The 21,644-nt window shown below is 56.7% G+C and carries 17 protein-coding genes; 13 read left to right on the top strand and 4 right to left on the bottom strand.

Features of this window, described 5'->3' with window-relative positions; translation table 11 throughout:
- The first annotated feature begins 13 nt into the window (after positions 1-13).
- The 6 genes from phoR to FHW74_RS16355 all read left to right on the top strand — a co-directional run bounded on the left by phoR (position 14) and on the right by FHW74_RS16355 (position 10,619).
- Positions 14-1,324, top strand: coding sequence for a phosphate regulon sensor histidine kinase PhoR (gene phoR / locus FHW74_RS16380; RefSeq protein ID WP_183171439.1), 1,311 nt, complete (start codon positions 14-16; stop codon positions 1,322-1,324).
- 402 nt (positions 1,325-1,726) lie between these two features.
- Positions 1,727-3,046 carry a branched-chain amino acid transporter carrier protein BrnQ gene (brnQ, locus tag FHW74_RS16375; protein ID WP_183171438.1) on the top strand — a complete coding sequence of 440 codons (1,320 nt, stop codon included), beginning with the start codon at positions 1,727-1,729 and terminating at the stop codon, positions 3,044-3,046.
- 73 nt (positions 3,047-3,119) lie between these two features.
- Positions 3,120-4,493 carry a proline-specific permease ProY gene (proY, locus tag FHW74_RS16370; protein ID WP_183171437.1) on the top strand — a complete coding sequence of 458 codons (1,374 nt, stop codon included), beginning with the start codon at positions 3,120-3,122 and terminating at the stop codon, positions 4,491-4,493.
- 157 nt (positions 4,494-4,650) lie between these two features.
- On the top strand, positions 4,651-6,468 hold the full coding sequence (malZ, locus tag FHW74_RS16365) for a maltodextrin glucosidase (protein ID WP_183171436.1): 1,818 nt from the start codon (positions 4,651-4,653) through the stop codon (positions 6,466-6,468).
- Between the two features lie 90 nt (positions 6,469-6,558).
- Positions 6,559-9,237 (top strand): DUF2339 domain-containing protein, encoded by a 2,679-nt coding sequence (locus tag FHW74_RS16360; RefSeq protein ID WP_183171435.1) that lies wholly within the window; start codon positions 6,559-6,561, stop codon positions 9,235-9,237.
- Complete coding sequence (locus FHW74_RS16355; protein ID WP_183171434.1) at positions 9,234-10,619, top strand: DUF3999 domain-containing protein; 1,386 nt, start codon at positions 9,234-9,236, stop codon at positions 10,617-10,619. The genes FHW74_RS16360 and FHW74_RS16355 overlap by 4 nt, the downstream gene beginning before the upstream one ends.
- Positions 10,620-10,670: 51 nt before the next feature.
- On the opposite strand, the gene FHW74_RS16350 is transcribed toward FHW74_RS16355, so the two are convergent.
- On the bottom strand, positions 10,671-11,273 hold the full coding sequence (locus FHW74_RS16350; protein WP_183171433.1) for a peroxiredoxin C: 603 nt from the start codon (positions 11,271-11,273) through the stop codon (positions 10,671-10,673).
- A gap of 197 nt (positions 11,274-11,470) precedes the next feature.
- Positions 11,471-12,052: an ACP phosphodiesterase gene (gene acpH / locus FHW74_RS16345; protein WP_183171432.1), complete on the bottom strand. Its 582-nt coding sequence runs from the start codon at positions 12,050-12,052 to the stop codon at positions 11,471-11,473.
- A gap of 204 nt (positions 12,053-12,256) precedes the next feature.
- Between acpH and queA the strand changes: the two genes are divergently transcribed.
- The 6 genes from queA (at position 12,257) to FHW74_RS16315 (ending at position 19,298) form a co-directional block, all read left to right on the top strand.
- The gene (gene queA, locus FHW74_RS16340; RefSeq protein ID WP_183171431.1) at positions 12,257-13,333 is read left to right on the top strand and encodes a tRNA preQ1(34) S-adenosylmethionine ribosyltransferase-isomerase QueA; all 1,077 of its coding nucleotides are present in this window, start codon (positions 12,257-12,259) and stop codon (positions 13,331-13,333) included.
- A 108-nt stretch (positions 13,334-13,441) separates the two neighbouring features.
- A complete protein-coding gene (tgt, locus tag FHW74_RS16335) occupies positions 13,442-14,569 on the top strand; it encodes a tRNA guanosine(34) transglycosylase Tgt (protein ID WP_144130074.1) in 1,128 nt (375 codons plus the stop codon).
- 21 nt (positions 14,570-14,590) lie between these two features.
- A complete protein-coding gene (gene yajC / locus FHW74_RS16330; RefSeq protein WP_000007630.1) occupies positions 14,591-14,923 on the top strand; it encodes a preprotein translocase subunit YajC in 333 nt (110 codons plus the stop codon).
- Positions 14,924-14,950: 27 nt separating this feature from the next.
- Positions 14,951-16,798, top strand: coding sequence for a protein translocase subunit SecD (gene secD, locus FHW74_RS16325; RefSeq protein WP_183171430.1), 1,848 nt, complete (start codon positions 14,951-14,953; stop codon positions 16,796-16,798).
- Positions 16,799-16,808: 10 nt separating this feature from the next.
- Complete coding sequence (gene secF, locus FHW74_RS16320; RefSeq protein WP_183171429.1) at positions 16,809-17,780, top strand: protein translocase subunit SecF; 972 nt, start codon at positions 16,809-16,811, stop codon at positions 17,778-17,780.
- Positions 17,781-17,900: 120 nt separating this feature from the next.
- Entirely contained in the window at positions 17,901-19,298 is a 1,398-nt protein-coding gene (locus FHW74_RS16315) for a Xaa-Pro peptidase family protein (protein WP_183171428.1), read from the top strand.
- A gap of 36 nt (positions 19,299-19,334) precedes the next feature.
- Here FHW74_RS16315 and FHW74_RS16310 read toward each other — a convergent pair whose 3' ends face one another.
- Positions 19,335-20,219, bottom strand: coding sequence for a nucleoside-specific channel-forming protein Tsx (locus tag FHW74_RS16310; protein WP_183171427.1), 885 nt, complete (start codon positions 20,217-20,219; stop codon positions 19,335-19,337).
- Positions 20,220-20,496: 277 nt separating this feature from the next.
- Positions 20,497-21,045: a DUF3251 domain-containing protein gene (locus tag FHW74_RS16305; RefSeq protein WP_183171426.1), complete on the bottom strand. Its 549-nt coding sequence runs from the start codon at positions 21,043-21,045 to the stop codon at positions 20,497-20,499.
- 149 nt (positions 21,046-21,194) lie between these two features.
- Between FHW74_RS16305 and nrdR the strand changes: the two genes are divergently transcribed.
- Entirely contained in the window at positions 21,195-21,644 is a 450-nt protein-coding gene (nrdR, locus tag FHW74_RS16300) for a transcriptional regulator NrdR (protein ID WP_183171425.1), read from the top strand.

Here is a 21,644-nt window from a genome sequence, read left to right as displayed (position 1 = left end):
GGGAGAGTGACGCGTGCTGGAACGGCTGTCATGGAAAAGGCTGGCCCTTGAGCTGGTGCTGTGTTGTATTCCGGCCCTGATTTTAGGGGCCATTTTTGGTTACTGGGCGTGGTTTTTGCTGTTGGCGGTCACCGGCCTGCTGGTGTGGCATTTCTGGAATCTGATGCGCCTGTCCTGGTGGATCTGGGTCGATCGCAGCATGACGCCGCCGACGGGACGGGGGAGTTGGGACCCGCTGCTGTACGGCCTGCATCAAATGCAGCTACGTAATAAAAAGCGCCGCCGCGAGCTGGGCAACCTGATCAAACGCTTTCGCAGCGGCGCGGAATCGCTACCGGATGCGGTGATCCTTACCACCGAAGAGGGCAATATTTTCTGGTGTAACGGCCTGGCCCAACAGTTGCTGGGGCTGCGCTGGCCGGACGATAACGGCCAAAACATTCTTAACCTGTTGCGCTATCCCGAATTTACCAACTGGCTGAAGGCGCGGCAGTTTACCCGTCCGCTGAATCTGGTGCTGAATAACGGGCGTCATCTGGAATTCCGTGTAATGCCCTACAGCGAGGAACAACTGCTGATGGTGGCGCGCGACGTCACACAAATGCACCAGCTGGAAGGCGCGCGGCGTAATTTCTTTGCCAACGTCAGTCACGAATTGCGTACACCGCTGACGGTGCTTCAGGGCTACCTGGAGATGATGGACGACAAGCCGCTGGAAGGCCCGCTGCGTGAGAAAGCCATCCACACTATGCGCGAGCAAACCCACCGCATGGAGGGGCTGGTCAAACAGCTGCTGACGCTATCGAAAATCGAAGCCGCGCCGGCGCTGGTGCTTAATGAGCAGATCGATGTGCCGATGATGCTGCGGGTGGTGGAGCGCGAAGCGCAAACCCTAAGCCAGAAAAAACATACGCTTACGTTTGACGTCGACAGCAATCTAAAGGTGCTGGGTAATGACGAACAGCTGCGCAGCGCCATCTCCAACCTGGTATATAACGCGGTAAATCACACCCCGGAAGGCACGGCGATTACCGTGACCTGGCAACGTGTTCCACAGGGAGCAAAGTTTTCGGTACAGGACAACGGGCCGGGAATTTCTGCGGAGCATATTCCGCGTCTTACCGAGCGTTTTTACCGGGTGGATAAAGCCCGCTCCCGCCAGACCGGCGGCAGCGGACTGGGGCTGGCGATTGTGAAGCACGCCCTCAGCCACCACGATGCGCGCCTTGAAATCGAAAGCCAGCCAGGCAAGGGAACCACCTTTACCTTCGTGCTGCCGGAACGGCTTATCGCAAATCCTGCGCCGGTACGGCAAATCAGCTAATCCCGCTGTAAAACTTAGTTTCCATGGGCCAGTAAACTGGCCCTTTTGCCGTTTGGTTTCCTTAACGTCTGTCTTATTTTTGACGGTTGTTTGTTTTTTGTTCGCATTAAAAGCCATAACATTTTTAAGAATCTGGTATGAATATCTAACTCACTTACCGGATGCGGAATAATCTACTGGTTTTTAGATCCCTTATTGCCTTCAAACGTTATAAGCGTTTAAATTGCGCACCTGATGTTGCCAGACTCTCTGTAATTTCGTGGTAAACCAAAAAACTATTCTCCGCCACGGCATCAGGTAAGTGTTTTTCGCTGATTTATAACGAAACGACGCTATTTCGCTCATCGCTGGCAGCAAAAACGTCATTCTTTTCAACACCACATCCACAGGCAGTTAGACTTTATGACCCATCAATTGAAATCGCGTGACATCATCGCACTGGGCTTTATGACCTTTGCGCTGTTTGTTGGCGCTGGCAACATCATCTTTCCCCCTATGGTTGGCCTGCAAGCGGGCGAACACGTCTGGACGGCGGCGCTCGGCTTTCTGATCACGGCGGTCGGTCTGCCTGTGCTGACCGTGGTGGCGCTGGCGAAAGTCGGCGGCGGCGTTGACAGCCTGAGCACGCCGATTGGCCGTGGCGCGGGTATCCTGCTGGCCACCGTGTGTTATCTGGCCGTGGGGCCGCTGTTCGCCACGCCGCGTACCGCGACCGTTTCTTTTGAAATGGGGATTGCGCCGCTGACCGGCGCAGGGCCGATGCCGCTGTTTATCTACAGCCTGATCTACTTCGCGCTGGTGATCCTGGTGTCGCTGTATCCGGGCAAACTGCTCGATACCGTGGGCAACTTCCTGGCGCCGCTGAAAATCATCGCGCTGACCGTTCTGGCGGTTGCTGCGCTGCTGTGGCCGGCGGGCGATATCAGCGTCGCTACCGACGCGTACCAGAATGCGGCGTTCTCCAACGGCTTCGTCAACGGTTATCTGACCATGGATACTCTGGGCGCGATGGTGTTCGGTATCGTTATCGTTAACGCGGCGCGTTCACGCGGCGTCACCGAAGCGCGTCTGCTGACCCGCTACACGGTATGGGCTGGCCTGATGGCGGGTATCGGCTTGACCCTGCTGTACCTGGCGCTGTTCCGCCTGGGTTCAGACAGCGCTACGCTGGTGGACCAGTCTGCTAACGGCGCGGCAATTCTTCACGCTTACGTGCAGCACACCTTCGGCGGCGCGGGCAGCTTCCTGCTGGCGGCGTTGATTTTCATCGCCTGCATGGTAACCGCGGTGGGCCTGACCTGCGCCTGCGCTGAGTTCTTCGCGCAGTATCTGCCGCTGTCGTACCGCTCGCTGGTGTTTATCCTCGGCGGCTTCTCGATGGTGGTGTCGAATCTGGGCCTGAGCCACTTGATCCAGATTTCCATTCCGGTGCTGACGGCTATTTATCCGCCGTGTATTGTGCTGGTCGTGTTGAGCTTTACCCGCGGTTGGTGGCACAATTCCACCCGCGTTATCGCACCGGCGATGTTAATCAGCCTGCTGTTGGGCCTGATTGACGGCGTGAAAGCCTCGGCGCTGGGCGGCATGTTGCCTGCCTGGACGCAGAAAATGCCGCTGGCCGATCAAGGGCTGGCCTGGCTGATGCCGACGGTTGCGATGGTGGTGATTGCCGCTATTTGGGATCGCGCAGCGGGGCGTCAGGTGACCTCCACCGCGCACTAAATAAAGCCGGACAGATTTTAACCACGGAGCCCGCTCCGTGGTTTTTTTATTGTGTAACCAGGTACTTAACAACATGGAAAACGGGACTACGCTCAAACGCGGTTTGAGTACGCGACATATTCGCTTTATGGCACTCGGCTCGGCGATTGGCACCGGGCTTTTTTACGGCTCCGCCGACGCCATTAAAATGGCCGGTCCGAGCGTGCTGCTGGCGTATATTATTGGCGGCGTGGCGGCCTACATTATCATGCGCGCGCTGGGTGAAATGTCAGTGCACAACCCTGCGGCCAGTTCGTTCTCCCGTTATGCCCAGGAAAACTTAGGCCCGCTGGCGGGCTACATCACCGGCTGGACCTACTGCTTTGAAATCCTGATCGTCGCTATCGCCGACGTGACCGCCTTCGGCATCTATATGGGCGTCTGGTTCCCCACGGTGCCGCATTGGGTGTGGGTGCTGAGCGTGGTGCTGATTATCTGCGCAATCAACCTGATGAGCGTTAAAGTGTTCGGCGAGATGGAATTTTGGTTCTCGTTCTTCAAAGTCGCCACCATTATCATCATGATCGCCGCCGGCATCGGCATCATTATCTGGGGCATCGGCAACGGCGGCCAGCCCACCGGCATCAGCAACCTCTGGAGCCATGGCGGCTTTTTCGCCAACGGCTGGATCGGCACCATTATGGCGTTGCAGATGGTGATGTTTGCCTACGGCGGCATCGAAATCATCGGCATTACCGCAGGCGAAGCCAAAGATCCGGAGAAGTCGATTCCGCGCGCCATTAACTCGGTTCCGCTGCGTATTCTGGTGTTTTACGTGGGTACGTTGTTCGTGATTATGTCTATCTATCCGTGGAACCAGGTCGGCACCAACGGTAGCCCGTTTGTGCTGACTTTCCAGCATATGGGCATCACCTTTGCCGCCGGTATTCTTAACTTTGTGGTGATCACCGCTTCCCTGTCGGCGATTAACAGCGATGTTTTTGGCGTGGGCCGCATGCTGCACGGCATGGCGGACCAGGGCAGCGCGCCGAAAGTGTTTGCCAAAACCTCGCGTAACGGCGTGCCGTGGGTGACGGTGATGGTAATGACCGCCGCGCTGCTGCTGGCGGTGTATCTCAACTACATCATGCCGGAAAACGTGTTCCTGGTGATTGCCTCACTGGCGACCTTCGCCACCGTGTGGGTGTGGATCATGATTTTGCTGTCGCAAATCTGGTTCCGCCGCCGTTTATCGCCAGAAGAGGTGAAGGCGCTGAAATTTAAAGTACCGGGTGGCGTCACTACCACGGTGATCGGCCTGATCTTCCTGGTATTTATCATCGGCCTGATTGGCTACCACCCGGACACCCGCATCTCGTTATATGTCGGCTTCGCGTGGATTGCCCTGTTGCTGGTCGGTTGGCTGTTCAAACGCCGCCGCGACGCCCGCGCCCGCGTTACCGCCTAATCTCTTCCATCCCCGCCGCCTGGCGGGGATGCTGTTTTCGCTCTACGCTCAGTGATCTCCACCTGTTAACTCCTCCCCCAAATAAAAGCAAAATGAGGAAGGCGGTATGCCGCTGATATGGCATGGTGGCGTCAAAATTTGACCGAGGGGAAATACGATGTTGCAAGCCTGGCACCTTCCGGTGGCACCTTTTATCAAACAAACCGCCGAGCGACTGACCATCACGCTGTGGCTTTCCGGGGATGATTTGCCGCAGCGGGTGACGCTACGCGCGGAACGCGATAACGAAGAGACCTCTATCCCCATGACGCGGGTACGCAAAGCGCCGCAGCAAGGCGTCACCGCCTGGCGGGCTTCTATCGCGCTGGACGAGGGGCAGCCGCGCCGCCGCTACAGTTTTAAACTGCTGTGGCCCAGCCGCCAGCGCTGGTTTACCCCGCAGGGATTTAACGATTTTCCGCCTGCGCGCCTTGAGCAGTTTGCGGTGGATGCGCCGGATAATGGCCCCAGCTGGGTGGCGGACCAGATTTTTTATCAAATCTTCCCGGACCGTTTCGCCCGCAGCCTGCCGCGCGAGGCGGGGCAGGATAATGTTTACTATCACCACGCCGCCCATCGCGACATTATTCTGCGCGACTGGGACGAACCGGTTACCGCTGAGGCGGGCGGCTCGACGTTTTACGGCGGCGATCTGGACGGCATCAGCGAGAAACTGCCGTGGCTGCAAAAACTCGGCGTCACGGCGCTGTATCTCAACCCGGTGTTTACCGCGCCCAGCGTCCATAAATATGACACCCAGGATTACCGCCACGTTGACCCGCAGTTTGGCGGCGACCAGGCGCTGCTGCGCATGCGCGATAACACCCGGCGCGCCGGGATGCGGCTGCTGCTGGACGGGGTGTTTAACCACAGCGGCGACTCCCATCCGTGGTTCGACCGCCATAACGCCGCCACCGGCGGGGCGTGCCATAACCCGCAATCCCCATGGCGCGACTGGTACAGTTTTTCCGAAGATGGCCGGGCGCTGGACTGGCTGGGCTACCCGAGCCTGCCAAAACTCGATTACCAGTCCCCGACCCTTATCGACGAAATCTACCAGGGCGAAGACAGCGTGGTGCGCCACTGGTTACGGGAGCCCTGGGGCATGGACGGCTGGCGGTTAGATGTGGTGCATATGCTCGGCGAAGCGGGCGGGGCGCAGAATAACTTGCAGCACGTGCGCGGCATTACCCAGGCGGCGAAAGAGGTCAATCCTGAGGCCTATATCGTTGGCGAGCACTTCGGCGATGCGCGTCAGTGGCTACAGGCCGACGTGGAAGACGCGGCGATGAACTATCGCGGCTTTACGGTGCCGTTGTGGGGATTTTTGGCCAATACTGATATCTCCTACGACCCGCAGCATATCGACGCGGAAATCTGTATTAACTGGATGGAACAGTACCGCGCCGGGCTTTCCCATCAGCAGCAGTTGCGTATGTTCAACCAGCTCGACAGCCACGATACCGCGCGGTTTAAAACCCTGCTGGGTAAAGACGTTGCCCGCCTGCCGCTGGGTGTGGTGTGGCTGTTCTGCTGGCCCGGCGTCCCCTGTATCTATTATGGCGATGAAGTGGGGCTGGACGGCAATAACGATCCGTTTTGCCGTAAGCCCTATCCATGGGACGCCGAAAAGCAGGATCGCGAACTGTTTGCGCTGTATCAGCGCCTGGGGCGGCTGCGTAAACAATCACGCGCATTACGCTACGGCGGCTGCAATGTGCTATACGCTAAAGGGGATGTGGTCGTGTTTATGCGCCTGTGGCAACAGCAAAAAGTGCTGGTTGCCATTAACCGGGGCGATGACACGCGCATCGAGCTCCCCTGGTCGCCGTTACTGGCGGAAACCGAGTGGCGGCTGGAGGAAGGAAAGGCGCAAATCACCGGACAATCGTTGCTGATGCCTGCGGTTTCCAGCGGGATCTGGCGCAACGCGTAGCGGTAAATTCGGAAATGCCAGACTATCTCCTGAATGCGCTTTTTGAAAAAATAGACGGCAATCGCGTATGCCGATAACAAGGAAACGGGCATGGATGGACTGGTGTTTTGGGCGGGGCTAATACTCTTTTTGCTGCTGGTCGTCGCTCCGATTATGTCGGTGATGGCCTGGCGCAGAAGTAATGCTGCGATGGATGAACTCACGCGTCTGCGTCAGCGCGTGACCGAGCTGGAGTCGACGCTGGCCGCCGCACCGCTGCCGGTCAGTGTGGCGCAAGCGCCGCAGCGTGCCTCTGAAGACGATATTATCGCCCGGGTTCAGCGTTACCGGCAGAAACCAGCGCCCGTTGCCGAAAAACCGTCTCCCCTGGAGCCTGCTCCGGCATGGGTTGCACAACCTCGCGCCGCGCCTGACGCCGCCCCTGCGGCGTCAGCACCCGTTCAGGATATTCCCCCTTCGCAGTTCAGCGGCATGCTGAGTTCGCTGGTGCGCTGGTTTATGCAGGGTAACCCGCTGGCAAAACTGGGCGTACTGCTGCTGTTTCTTGGTTTGGCCTATCTGTTCCGTTACACCGTTGAGCGCGACATGTTCCCGCTCGAGCTGCGCCTGCTGGCGGCAGCGGCGGGTTCGATGGGGCTGCTATTCTTCGGCTTCAGGCTGCGCCACAAACAGCCGCTGTACGGCCTGATATTGCAGGGCGGGGCGACCGGCGCTCTGTATCTCACGGTATTCGGCGCTTTCCGTCTGTGGCAAATGCTGCCGATGACCCTGGCGTTTGGCCTGCTGCTGTTGATTTGCGCAGCCAGCGTCGGGCTGGCGGTACTGCAAAAGGCGCTTAGCCTGGCGATGCTGGCAAGCATTGGCGGTTATCTTGCGCCGATCCTGCTCTCTACCGGTTCCGGTAACCATATCGCGCTGTTTTCATTTTATCTGCTGCTTTCAGTGGGCATTCTGGCGATCAGTTGGTGGCAACACTGGCGGGTGCTGAATCTGCTGGGCATGGCGTTTACCTTTGGCGTTGCCGGGCTGTGGGGGATGAACGGCTATCGGCCGGAAATTTATCTCAGTAGCCAGTTGTTCTTAATTGCCAATATCTTGCTGTTCGGCGTGTTGTGCGTGGGGCTGTCGCTGCGTGCCCAGGAGAGCAAAGAAAAGATTATCGATGGGGTGCTGCTGTTCGCGCCGCCGCTGATCGGCTTTGGCATGCAGTACGCCATCACCCGCCATTTTGAATACGGCCCGGCGCTATCGGCGCTGGGTTTTGGGCTGGTTTATCTGGTACTGGGCTGGATAGTGCTGCGCCGCTATCCGGGGCAGGGGAAAATCCTGGTACTGGCGGCGCTGGCGTTGGGCGGCGCGTTCACTACCCTGGCGATCCCGCTGGCGCTGTCGGCGCGCTGGACGGCGATGGCCTGGGCGCTGGAAGGTCTGGGGATTGTGTGGCTCGGTCTTCAACAGCACCAGCGGTGGATGAGCTACAGCGGTACCGGGCTACTGGTACTGGCGTTGGGCAGTGCGGTTTATGCGTTGTCGCAGCATCTGACGCCGCTGTCGATGATGGTGATTTTCAGCGTACTGAGCGCCGCCTGGTTGATGGCGGCGTGGCTGTGGCGTACCCACCATGTGCTCATTAGCCATGCATTGCTGGCGGGCGGGATTGCTTTTTGGATCGTCGCGCTGATCGGTTTGGCTGATGCCATCAACCGTTCGCTGAATCTCGCGGTTATTGTGCTGGCGCTGCTTTGCGCGTCGGTATGGGTATGGCGGGCCGCCAGCCAGCGGCTTAACTGGCGGGAAATGGGCTATGCCCAGTGGCTGCTGTGGCCGGGGATCCTGCTGGCAATCCTGTTCACCGTGCAGCATGGCGATCGTTTGCTGAGCGTGGGCTGGACGGGGCTTATCTGGATCGCGGCGATTGCCTGTGCGGGCGCGCTGCTGTACCGGGATGGCGAACCGCTACTGGCCAGTCTGTCGCAGGCGCTGCATCTCACGCTATTCTGGCTTGTGTTGCTGGTTATTGGGCTGGAAATTTACTGGTTTATCGAGGGATTGCCGTGGGGTTCTGACGAATGGCAGGCGGGGATCGTGATGGCGAGCGCCGGGATTGTGATCCTGCTGGTCTACGGCGCAGTACGCCGCGGCCTGTGGCCGGTGCGCGTCTGGCCGCAGGGGTATGCCAGTATCGGCATCGCGCCGCTGATTGCGCTGGAACTCGGCATGTTGATTTTCAGTAACCTGCTGGATGGCACGATGATTAACTGGCGGTGGGTACCGCTGGTTAACCCGCTGGAAATCGGCGCAGGCTATGGGCTGCTGGCGCTGTATGTCGCCGCTCGTTATCTCGAAACCCATCGCCCGCCGGGCTGGCATAACATTTCGCAGAGCGTGCCGCTAGTCATCGCCGGGTTAGCCTTCTGGTGGGCCAACGGCCTGCTGCTGCGTATCCTGGCCGGTTACGGTGACATTGCCTGGCAGCCCGACGCGCTGTGGTCGTCTCGGCTTATCCAGACCAGCTTCGCGCTATTCTGGATGCTAATCGCATTGGTGGTCATGGTGAAAGCCACCCGCTCAGCCAGCCGTAATAGCTGGATGGCGGGGGCGGCGCTGCTTGGCGTGGTGATTATCAAACTGATGCTGGTGGACAGCGCTGGCGGCGGCGGGCTGGCGCGGGCCATCGCGTTTATCGGCGTGGCGGTGCTGGTATTAATTGTCGGCTATTTTTCACCGCTGCCCCCGAAGGCGGCGGTTAACAAGGCGGAACCGGAATGAAGGGATTACTTAACGTTATCGTCATGGCGGCACTTTGTCTGCCGATGGCGGGATTGGCAAACGACAGCGCGCCTGATGCGCCGCAGGATTACGCCTGGGGGATGCATCTGGAGAATGAAGGGGCTTCACCGTTCTGGCAAATTGCGCTGCCGACGCAGGTGTATGAGCAAACCGTCTGGCCCGATTTGCGCGACGTTCGGGTGTTTAACAGCAAAGGCGAAGCCGTACCTTTTGCGTTGACGCCGCAACGCCAGCCGCAGCGCGCGCCGCAGCCCGTGACGCTTAAAGTGTTCCCGCTGGATATCAAACATGCCAAACAGGAAGGGCAGGGTAGCCTGACGGTGAAAATGCCGGGCGGCGCGGAAGTGCATCTGGCGGGCGACGATGTCACGCGTATCAGCCAGAGTTTCCTGATGGCATTACCGGACGGGCAGAAAACTTCGCTGCCCGTGGCGCAGTTGCGTCTCAACTGGAGCAAACCGGCGCAAAACTGGCAGGCGAAGGTCGATCTGTTTTACAGCGACAATTTGAAATTTGAAGATCAGTGGTACAAATTGGCCGAAAATTCGCCCCTGATGGATCTGACCTCTGGCAGCGACCAGCTAAAGCTCAACACCATACCGTCCAGCGTCACGCTCTCCGAAACGGGCTACCGTTATCTGCTGATGACCGTATCAGACGCGTCGCAGCCGCTTGCGTTGCAAAGCGTGGAAGCCCTCGCGCCAGCGGACGATTTCAGTAATGCGTACGTGTATCTGCCTGCCCATAAAGAAAAAGTCGACTCCAGTGAGGCGGTATACCGCTGGGCTAATCCACAGCCGCTGGCGGGCCTGGCGATCACTCCGGGGAGTGACAGCCCAGTATTGCCAGTGGAAATTGAATTTCGTCAGCGCGAGCAGGACCCGTGGAGACCGCTGACGAAAACCGTACTGTACCGGATTAACGACGCGCAGTCTGAGCCCACGCTGCTGAACGGCGATCGGGTTCAGGCCATCAGGATTAAAGGCATTAACGCCAGCTGGGGCGATACGCCGCCGGAAGTGCAGGGGCTGCGCGCCAGCCAGGCGTTGGTGTTTATTCCTCAGGGAACGGGGCCGTTTATGCTGGCATGGGGAAATAAAGCCGCTAAACCGCAGGCGATGGCGCTGGATATGGTGATCCCTGAAAAACTGCGCGGGCAATACACTCTGGAGTCACTGCCGGTTGCCACTGAAGCCGACACCATCACGCTGGGCGGCGAGGCGCGCCTGACGGCGGTCGACCCGGCGGAGCGGCGCAGCCAGTGGATGACGATGCTGATTTGGGGCGTGCTGGTGATTGGCGTGCTGGCGCTGCTGCTGGTCGCGTTCAGGTTGTGGCGGGAAGTGAAGAGTAAACCCTGATAAATAGTCATAAAAAAAGGCCCGATTCGGGCCTTTTTTTTGAAGTCGTTATTACAGCTTAGCGACGTTTTCGCTCAGGTATTTCGCTACGCCGTCCGGAGAGGCGTTCATACCTTCTTTGCCTTTTTCCCACTGAGCCGGGCACACATCGCCGTGCTCTTCGTGGAACTGCAGCGCGTCAACCATACGCAGCATTTCGTCGATGTTACGGCCCAGCGGCAGGTCGTTAACTACCTGGTGGCGAACCACACCGTCTTTGTCGATCAGGAAGGAGCCGCGCAGCGCAACGCCTGCGTCCGGATGCTCGATGCCGTAAGCCTGCTGGATTTCACGTTTGATATCGGCAACCATCGCGTACTGAACCGGGCCAATACCGCCTTTATCCACCGGGGTGTTACGCCATGCGTTGTGAACAAATTCAGAGTCAAAAGAAACGCCAACCACTTCCACACCGCGCTTCTGGAATTCTGCGTAACGTTTGTCGAACGCGATCAGTTCAGACGGGCATACAAAGGTGAAGTCCATCGGCCAGAAAAACAGCACGGTCGCTTTACCGTTGATGTGTTTTTTAAAGTTGAAGTTTTCAACGATTTCGCCACTTCCCAGAACGGCTGCAGCGGTAAAATCCGGTGCCTGACGAGTTACCAGTACCATGAGGACTCCTTGGTGTTATTTAAGGTGAGTAGAACGCAACGCGGGCCAGTATAGAGATATCGCACAGGTTCACAAAGATGAATAAACCGATTATTCAGATAGGTTTTGCCTATCAATAATCGGATTTGGTGTGTGCAGTCCACAAGAATAGCCCTTTTTAGAAAAAGGGCAATATTTACCTTAAGAGGTTGTGAGGGCTATAGGGTTTTCTGCTGCGCCATCGCCATCATGCGCGGATAGAACTGCCAGAACTGCTGCTCCAGCCGATCGTAATGGGCATCCAGATCGCCCCAGCTTTGTTGCAGCGCCGACAGTTTTGGTCTACGGCTCGCCATGCCGTTCAGCACGTTGCCGATAAACGCCATCTCGCTGTAGCGCTCAAGCCAGCGTTCGGACCACAAATACTGGTTCAGGTTGATAAAGCGTGGCGGCGTCAGCGGCAGATGCTGGCCGATTTCGCGCTGGGCCTGGGCCACGAAGCGCGGCAGTTCAAGATCGGGGGAGAGCGTATCCCAGTGGCGCGAGACGAAGTGATCCCACATCACATCCAATGCGATGGGCGCGACGCGGCGGGTTTCCGGGCGAAACCAGGTTTTTGCTTCCAGCACTTCCGGCAGGCTGTCCGTCAGCGCATCCACCCGGCGATGCATATAAATCCCGGCTACCACGTCGGCTGCGTAGTCGCCCGAGGGATCGCCGCGCACAAAGTCGGCCAGCAGATTGCCCAGCAGCGAGCTGTCTGAGAGCCTGGCGAGGTGAAGATGGGCGAGAAAATTCATATATTATCCCAATAAAAGCGTTAACAAGGTGAACGGGTTGCAGCTAAAGCGCCCCGGCACTAGACTATAGCGCCTGTTTTTTCGAGCTGGATTAACAGACCATTTTACTTGCTGGTGAGCAATAGCGCCTGTTAGCGCGCAAAACTCGCCGGGCTTTGACAAAAACCCCTGTTAAGCAGGCTCTACGTTTTAGTGTGAATTGCCATGCGCGTTGCCGATTTTTCTTTTGAATTACCTGAATCTTTAATTGCTCATTATCCGCTGCCAGGCCGGAGTTCCTGCCGTTTGCTGTCTCTTGACGGCCCAAGCGGCGCGCTGACGCATGGCACTTTTACCGATCTGCTGGAAAAGCTCAACCCGGGCGATCTGCTGGTATTCAATAATACCCGGGTGATCCCGGCGCGGATGTTTGGCCGTAAGGCCAGCGGCGGCAAGATTGAAGTGCTGGTGGAGCGCATGCTGGATGACAAGCGCGTACTGGCCCACGTGCGCGCCTCGAAAGCGCCGAAGCCGGGCGCGGAGCTGCTGTTGGGGGAAGACGAAAGCGTCAACGCCACCATGACGGCGCGCCACGACGCGCTGTTCGAAATTGAATTTAATGATGCGCGTCCGGTGCTGGATATCCTGAACGACATCGGCCATATGCCGCTGCCGCCGTACATCGACCGCCCGGATGAAGAGTCCGACCGCGAACTGTACCAGACGGTGTACAGCGCCAAACCGGGCGCGGTCGCCGCACCCACTGCCGGGCTGCATTTCGATGAACCGCTGTTGGAAAAACTGCGTCAGAAGGGCGTGGAGATGGCGTTTGTCACCCTGCACGTCGGCGCAGGGACGTTCCAGCCGGTGCGCGTCGACAGCATCGAAGATCACATCATGCACTCTGAATATGCCGAAGTGCCGCAGGATGTGGTGGATGCGGTGCTGGCCTGTAAAGCACGCGGCAACCGGGTGATCGCGGTGGGCACCACCTCGGTACGCTCGCTGGAAAGCGCGGCGCAGGCGGCGAAAAACGATCTGATCGAACCCTTCTTCGACGATACCCAAATTTTTATCTATCCGGGCTATCAGTACAAAGTCATCGACGCGCTGGTGACCAATTTCCACCTGCCGGAATCCACGCTGATCATGCTGGTGTCGGCCTTTGCCGGGTATCGCCACACCATGAACGCTTACCAACAGGCGGTAAGCGCGCAGTATCGCTTTTTTAGTTACGGAGATGCGATGTTTATCACGTACAATCCGTCGGCGATGACTGAGCAAATCGGCCAGGACCAATAAAACCATGACCAAATAACGCCTTAACCGGGCGTTATTGATTTTCAGCGCGGGGCTCACTCCACGCTGTAAGCATAATCATCAGACTGTCTCTCTGATGCAGGAGAAAACATGAACTTTGAATTACAGACCACCGATGGTCGCGCCCGTCGCGGTCGGCTGGTGTTTGAGCGCGGCGTGGTTGAAACGCCTGCGTTTATGCCCGTCGGCACCTACGGCACCGTTAAAGGCATGACGCCGGAAGAAGTCGAAGCCACCGGCGCGCAGATTATCTTAGGCAATACCTTCCACCTGTGGCTGCGTCCTGGCCAGGAAATCATGAAGCTGCACGGCGATCTGCATGATTTTATGCAGTGGAAAGGGCCGATCCTGACCGATTCCGGCGGCTTTCAGGTCTTTAGCCTTGGTGATATTCGCAAAATCACCGAGCAGGGCGTGCACTTCCGCAACCCGATTAATGGCGATCCGATTTTCCTCGACCCGGAAAAATCTATGGAAATTCAGTACGATCTCGGTTCCGACATCGTGATGATTTTCGATGAATGTACGCCGTACCCGGCCGACTGGGATTACGCCAAACGCTCGATGGAAATGTCACTGCGCTGGGCGAAACGCAGCCGCGATCGCTTTGATTCGCTTGGCAATAAAAACGCGCTGTTCGGGATTATCCAGGGCAGTGTTTACGAAGATTTACGTGATATCTCCGTCAAAGGGCTAGTAGAGATTGGCTTTGATGGCTACGCTGTCGGCGGTTTGGCTGTGGGCGAGCCGAAAGAGGACATGCATCGCATCCTCGAGCACGTTTGCCCGCAGATCCCGGCAGATAAACCACGATACCTGATGGGCGTAGGTAAACCGGAAGATCTGGTGGAAGGGGTGCGTCGCGGCATCGATATGTTCGACTGCGTTATGCCTACGCGTAACGCCCGTAACGGTCACCTTTTCGTCACTAATGGCGTCGTGAAGATCCGCAATGCGAAGCACAAAAGCGACACATCGCCGCTGGATGAAGAGTGCGATTGCTACACCTGTCGCAATTATTCACGTGCTTACTTGCATCATCTCGATCGTTGCAACGAAATACTGGGTGCGCGGCTCAATACCATTCATAATCTTCGCTACTATCAGCGCTTAATGGCTGGTTTACGCAAGGCTATCGAAGAGGGTAAATTAGAGCACTTCGTTGCGGATTTTTACCAACGCCAGGATAGACCGGTTCCACCTTTGAATGTTGATTAATTAAATAATGAGGGAATTTTAATGAGCTTTTTCATTTCTGATGCGGTAGCGGCAACAGGTGCTCCGGCGCAGGGTAGCCCGATGTCACTGATTCTGATGCTGGTGGTGTTTGGTCTGATTTTCTATTTCATGATCCTGCGTCCGCAGCAAAAGCGCACCAAAGAGCATAAAAAGCTGATGGACTCCATCGCCAAGGGTGATGAAGTGCTGACTAACGGCGGTCTGGTTGGTCGCGTGACGAAAGTAGCGGAAAGCGGCTACATCGCTATCGCACTGAACGACACCACTGAAGTGGTCATCAAGCGTGACTTCGTCGCAGCCGTCCTGCCGAAAGGCACCATGAAGGCGCTGTAATCTTTCGTTTTCCCAAAGGGAACTGCCGTGTTAAACCGTTATCCTTTGTGGAAGTACATCATGCTGGTCGTCGTTATTGTCGTCGGCCTGCTTTATGCCCTTCCCAACCTGTATGGTGAGGATCCGGCTGTTCAGATCACTGGCGCGCGCGGCGTCGCCGCCAGTGAGCAAACGCTGAATCAGGTCCAGAACACCTTAAATCAACAAAAAATTACCGCGAAGTCTGTAGCGCTGGAGCAAGGCAGTATTCTTGCGCGCTTCGATTCCACGGACACCCAGCTACGCGCGCGTGAAGCGCTGATGGAAGTTCTGGGTGATAACTATGTAGTCGCGCTTAACCTCGCGCCGGCAACCCCGCGCTGGTTAACGTCGATTAATGCTGAGCCGATGAAGCTGGGTCTCGACCTGCGCGGCGGCGTTCACTTCCTGATGGAAGTGGATATGGATACTGCGCTGGGCAAGCTCCAGGAGCAGAACATGGACAGCCTGCGTAGCGACCTGCGTGAAAAAGGCATCGCGTACACCAACGTGCGTAAAGCCGATAATTACGGTTTGAATATCGTCTTTCGCGACAGCAATGCCCGCAATGAAGCGATTTCTTATCTCTCGCCGCGCCATCGCGATCTGGTGATCTCCAGCCAGGGCGATAACGCGCTGCGTGCGGTCATGACCGACGAACGTCTGAAAGAAGCGCGTGAGTACGCGGTACAGCAGAACATCAACATTCTGCGTAACCGTGTAAACCAACTGGGCGTGGCGGAACCGCTGGTTCAACGCCAGGGCGCTGACCGTATCGTGGTCGAGCTGCCGGGTATCCAGGACACGGCGCGCGCTAAAGAGATTCTGGGCGCGACCGCGACGCTGGAATTCCGTCTGGTCAATACCAACGTCGATCCATCCGCTGCGGCGGCTGGCCGCGTTCCGGGCGACTCCGAAGTGAAGCAAACCCGTGAAGGGCAGCCGGTTGTGCTGTTCAAACGCGTGATCTTAACCGGCGACCATATCACCGACTCCACGTCCAGCACCGATGAATACAACCAACCGCAGGTGAACATTTCACTGGATAGCGCGGGCGGTAACATCATGTCGAATTTCACCAAGGACAATATCGGTAAGCCGATGGCGACCCTGTTTGTGGAATATAAAGACAGCGGTAAAAAAGACGCCAACGGTCGTGCGATTCTGGCTAAGCAGGAAGAAGTCATCAACGTGGCGAATATTCAGTCGCGTCTGGGCAACAGCTTCCGCATCACCGGCATCAACAACCCGAACGAAGCGCGCCAGCTGTCGCTGCTGCTGCGTGCCGGTGCGTTGATTGCGCCGATTCAGATTGTTGAAGAACGCACCATCGGCCCAACGCTGGGTATGCAGAATATTACCCAAGGTCTGGAAGCCTGTCTGGCGGGCCTGGCGGTCTCCATTCTGTTTATGATCGTCTTCTATAAGAAGTTTGGTCTGATTGCCACTACGGCGCTGATCGCCAACCTGGTGCTGATTGTCGGGATTATGTCGCTGTTGCCGGGGGCAACGCTCACCATGCCGGGTATTGCGGGGATCGTGTTAACCCTTGCGGTGGCGGTGGACGCCAACGTACTGATCAACGAACGTATCAAAGAAGAGTTGAGCAACGGGCGTTCAGTGCAGCAGGCGATCGACGAAGGCTATAAAGGCGCGTTCAGTTCCATCTTTGATGCCAACGTGACCACGCTGATTAAGGTGCTGATCCTGTACGCAGTGGGTACCGGGGCGATTAAAGGCTTTGCAATTACCACCGGCATTGGCGTGGCGACTTCCATGTTTACCGCGATCGTCGGTACTCGTGCCATCGTGAACCTGCTGTACGGCGGCAAACGCATCAAGAAGCTGTCTATTTGAGGAGTGCGTTGTGGCACAGGATTATACTGTTGAACAATTGAACCATGGCCGTAGAGTCTATGACTTTATGCGCTGGGATTACTGGGCCTTCGGCATCTCAGGTCTGCTGCTTATCGCCTCGATTATTATCATTGGCGTAAAAGGCTTTAACTGGGGTCTCGATTTCACCGGCGGTACGGTCATTGAAATTTCGCTGGAAAAACCAGCGGATATGGATCTGATGCGTGAATCGCTGGTGAAAGCGGGCTTTGAAGATCCGCTGCTGCAAAACTTCGGCAGCAGCCGCGACATTATGGTGCGTATGCCGCCGGCGGAAGGCGCAACCGGTGGCCAGGTTCTGGGTAGCAAAGTGGTGAGCGTGATTAACGACGCCACCAGCCAGAATGCCGTGGTGAAGCGTATTGAGTTCGTCGGCCCGAGCGTGGGCGCGGAACTGGCGCAAACCGGCGCAATGGCGCTGTTGGTGGCGCTGCTCTCCATTCTCGTGTACGTCGGGTTCCGCTTTGAGTGGCGTCTGGCAGCGGGCGTGGTTATCGCGCTGGCGCACGACGTGGTGATCACCATGGGCGTACTGTCGCTGTTCCATATCGAAGTGGACCTGACGATTGTGGCGTCGCTGATGTCGGTTATCGGCTACTCGCTGAACGACAGCATCGTGGTATCTGACCGTATTCGTGAAAACTTCCGCAAGATCCGTCGCGGGACGCCTTACGAAATCTTTAACGTGTCATTGACCCAGACGCTGCACCGTACCTTGATCACCTCCGGTACCACCCTGGTGGTGATCCTGATGCTGTATCTGTTTGGCGGCACCATGCTGCAGGGCTTCTCCCTGACCATGCTGATCGGTGTTTCCATCGGTACCGCGTCGTCGATCTATGTGGCGTCCGCACTGGCGTTGAAACTGGGTATGAAGCGCGAGCATCTTATCCAGCAGAAAGTGGAGAAAGAGGGCGCCGATCAGCCTTCGATTCTGCCTTAATGCGCAAAGCGTAAATACAATCCCGGCCAACTGGCCGGGATTTTTTTTGCCTGTTGGCGGCGCAATGTTTACTGTGGATCGGCCAGGATCATAACACCTGATGACAAGGAGCGATTTGCCATGACTAAACCCCGCCGCATCGTTGTCAAACCTGTTCCCCAGCCGGACTGCTGGCAGGCCGTACCGTCTGTAACCCTGACGGATGCCACGCTGAAAAAACGCAAGGACCGGGTGCTGGAGCGTATGGCGCAACTGTCGCTGGAAACGTTGATTGTCTATGCCGATAAAGAGCACGGAGCGAATTTCGAATACCTGACCGGGTTTATCCCGCGCTTTGAAGAGGCGCTGCTGGTGCTGCATCAGGATGGCGAGGCGGTGCTGGTACTGGGTAATGAAAACCTCAAGCTGGCGGCCCACGCCCGGCTGGAAAACCGCGTGGTGCATGCGCCGTGGTTCTCATTGCCCAATCAGCCGATGACTAACGCGGTTTCGCTGCCGGACACGCTGCGTTTAGCGGGCCTGGCGGGTAAAAAACGCATCGGTGTGGCGGGCTGGAAGCTGTTTACCAGCGAGCATGATGACAATACTCAGCTATTCGATGTGCCGGCGTTTATTCTGGATTCGCTGCGCGCAGCGGTGCCATCCGGTTGCGTGCTGGTTAACGCCACCGGCGTGTTTATCTCCCCGGCCAACGGGGCGCGCATCATCAACAATGCCAATGAGCTGGCGCACTACGAGTACGGCGCAAACCTTGCCTCAACGGCCATCCTTCGGGCGCTCAACGCTATCGAACCGGGTAAAACTGAAAAACAGATCGGGGCGTTGCTGGCGGCGGAAGGGCAGGCTAATAACGTGATTATGATTGCCGCTACCGGCGATCGCTTCGCCAATGCCAACCTTTATCCAGGCGATAAGGTGATTCAGCGCGGGGATAAGTTCTCGTTAACCACCAGCTATAAAGGCGGGCTAAGCAGCCGCGCCGCGTATGTGGTGGCGAATGAAACCGAGCTCAATCCGGCAGTGGCGGATTATCTCGACGTGGTGGCGATCCCTTACTACCGCGCGGTGGTGGGCTGGCTTGAAGAAATGCGCGTCGGGGTCACCGGCGGGGAAATTTACCAGCTGATCGAAACCCTGCTGCCGAAAAACGAGTATCACTGGCACCTGAATCCCGGCCATCTCGTGGCGGATGAAGAGTGGATGTGTTCGCCGATAATGCCTGATTCCGTCATCCCCTTAGCCAGCGGGATGCTGCTGCAAATCGATATCATTCCGTCACGGGCAGGGTATGCCGGAGCCAGCATTGAAGATACCGTGGCGCTTGCCGATGCGGCGCTACGTGAAGCGTTGGCAAGGGATTACCCGGCTATGTGGGCGCGCATTGTCGCACGGCGTGATTATATTCAACGCGAGCTGGGGATTAAGCTTTCTGAGGACGTTTTACCGTTATCCAATACCGTGGGGTATTTGCGCCCGTGGCTGCTGGATCAAAGGCTGGCGTTACGCTGCGTAGAGTGAAAGAAACGCCGGTCATAGCATGACCGGCGTAACAACTTAGAAGTTATAACCTACCACCAGGTAGCCACCCCAGCCGGTGGATTTCACGTTGAACGGACCGTTGCCGAAGTTCAGCTCCGCGTCATCCGCCCACTGGCCGCCGTTGTGCCAGTAACGCGCAACCACCGCATAATGGAAGTGATCGTAGTTCAGCGACAGGATGTGGCTGGAAGCGATCGAGTTGTTGGTACGGGCTTTATTGCCGTTCAGGTCGCGGAAATCTTTGTCGCCCAGTTCGGAACCCCAGTCAAAGTTGGTGAAGCCGATATAGTTCAGGTTGCCGCCCCACAGCGGGGTGATCGGCACAAAGTATTTCACTTTGAAACGGTAGCCGTCCCACTCGTTTTCGTTCGCCGCGCCATAGTTCTGCCACTGGTATTTAGCATACACGTTCATGGACAGGCTCATCGGCAGGCCGGTGTCGATATCGGTGCCCAGACCCATATACCAGGTGCTCTGGCGGCCAGAGGCGTTGCGGCCCATATCGTAGATATAGTTGTTAGCGAAATACCACTCTTTAAACGGACCAAACGCCAGGCTGGTGCCGGTCAGTTTGTCGATAGAGAAGCGCGGCTCGATCTCCATAAACAGCGGAGAGCCGTGGTTCCAGATACCACGCGCATTGCTGTCGCCGCCGAAGAAGCGCGGCGCATCCACGTAGCCGTAGAAATCAAACCAGTCTTTTTTGGCGAAAGCTTCGTATTCGAGATAGGTGTCGTTACGCAGCTGCGGTCCGAAACGGGTGTGGTAGCTGCCCACCACGTTGACGCTCTGGTGCCACCAGTCAGACAGGTATTCAGGTTTATTGGTTTCTTCCGCGCTGGAAGAGAAAGAAGCGGAAAGCGCCAGTGCCGCACCGGCAGCTAAAACAATTTTTTTCATGGTTATTGCCACTTTTAGATGAAATCCCCAACGGGAGATAAGGTAAGTCGTGCTCTCCCAACGGCCTGAACGGGAGGTGTTATTCTGGTCACTATTATAGAAATCATTGCTCACAAAAATATGTGTTGTTTCACATTCTTGCTTTATGCGTAAACGATTGCGTTCACGTTTATACACATTGGGCAATGGATTCTATCCGAACATCGGCTTGATGAATAATAAAAAGCGGTTTTAAATGTGAAAAAAGTAACAAGGCCGGGGCGATCCGGCCCGTGAGTTATTGCATGGCGGGAGCTTGCAGCGGCTGGATGTCGTGAATACGCACAAAGCCCAGTTGATCAGGGGTAATCCCGTTTAGCTTGACGGGAATCGAGACATCGCTCGGTGCCAGGATGCTGGCGGGCGCGCTGAACTGTTGGTTCTGGACGTTAACTTCCTGATAGTTTTCCGTCGTTCCCTGTAACTGGCCCCACTCGATGGTTCCGGTAAACGCCGGGAACGGTGTCGTGGATTCACCCTGGATGCGCAGCGTGGCGAGGGTTCCGTTGGCATCCGCCGCCACATTCGCCAGCGACATTTTCATCATCCCCAACTGGCTATTCAACCGCGCCGGGGTATTGGCGCCGGGTAATAAATAGACGCCGCTTTGCGAACGCGCGTTCAGGGCGTTTTGCTGGGTGATCTTAATGGTCTCCTGCTGCAGTTTGCCCATCTCTTTATTGAGCGTGCTGACGCTGTTATGCATCTGGCGGACTTCACTTTGCGGTGCGCAGGCGGCGAGCAATAACGGCGTAACGAGGAACAAAGATGTGTAAGCGGTTCTCATTGTGACAATCCTGTGTGTTTTTATTGCATTAATGCTAGCGCGCACGCATAAAAATTCCTTCATCCCTTGTCTCAAAAGCGCTTCATCTTTGTAGTACTGCGAGTTCAGGTTACACTAACCCTCAGTTAAATCTTCTGTCAGGACTCGCTATGCATTGCCCATTCTGTTTCGCTGTGGATACCAAAGTCATTGACTCTCGGCTGGTGGGAGAAGGCTCGTCGGTGCGCCGTCGCCGTCAGTGCCTGGTGTGCCATGAACGCTTCACCACCTTTGAAGTGGCGGAACTGGTGATGCCCCGCGTGATAAAAAGCAATGACGTCCGTGAGCCGTTTAACGAAGATAAACTGAGAAGCGGTTTTCAGAAAGCGCTGGAGAAGCGCCCGGTCAGCGCCGACGACGTTGAAATGGCGATTAATCACATCAAATCGCAGTTACGCGCCACCGGGGAGCGTGAAGTCCCCAGCAAAATGATCGGCAACCTGGTCATGGAGCAGCTGAAAAAGCTCGATAAGGTCGCCTACATTCGCTTCGCCTCTGTGTATCGCAGTTTCGAAGACATCCGTGAATTTGGCGAAGAGATCGCCCGCTTGCAGGATTAA

Source organism: Atlantibacter sp. RC6, assembly GCF_014193285.1.
GTDB lineage: Bacteria > Pseudomonadota > Gammaproteobacteria > Enterobacterales > Enterobacteriaceae > Atlantibacter.
Note: the sequence above shows the minus strand (reverse complement) of the source record. Positions and strands in the feature narration are given on the sequence as shown.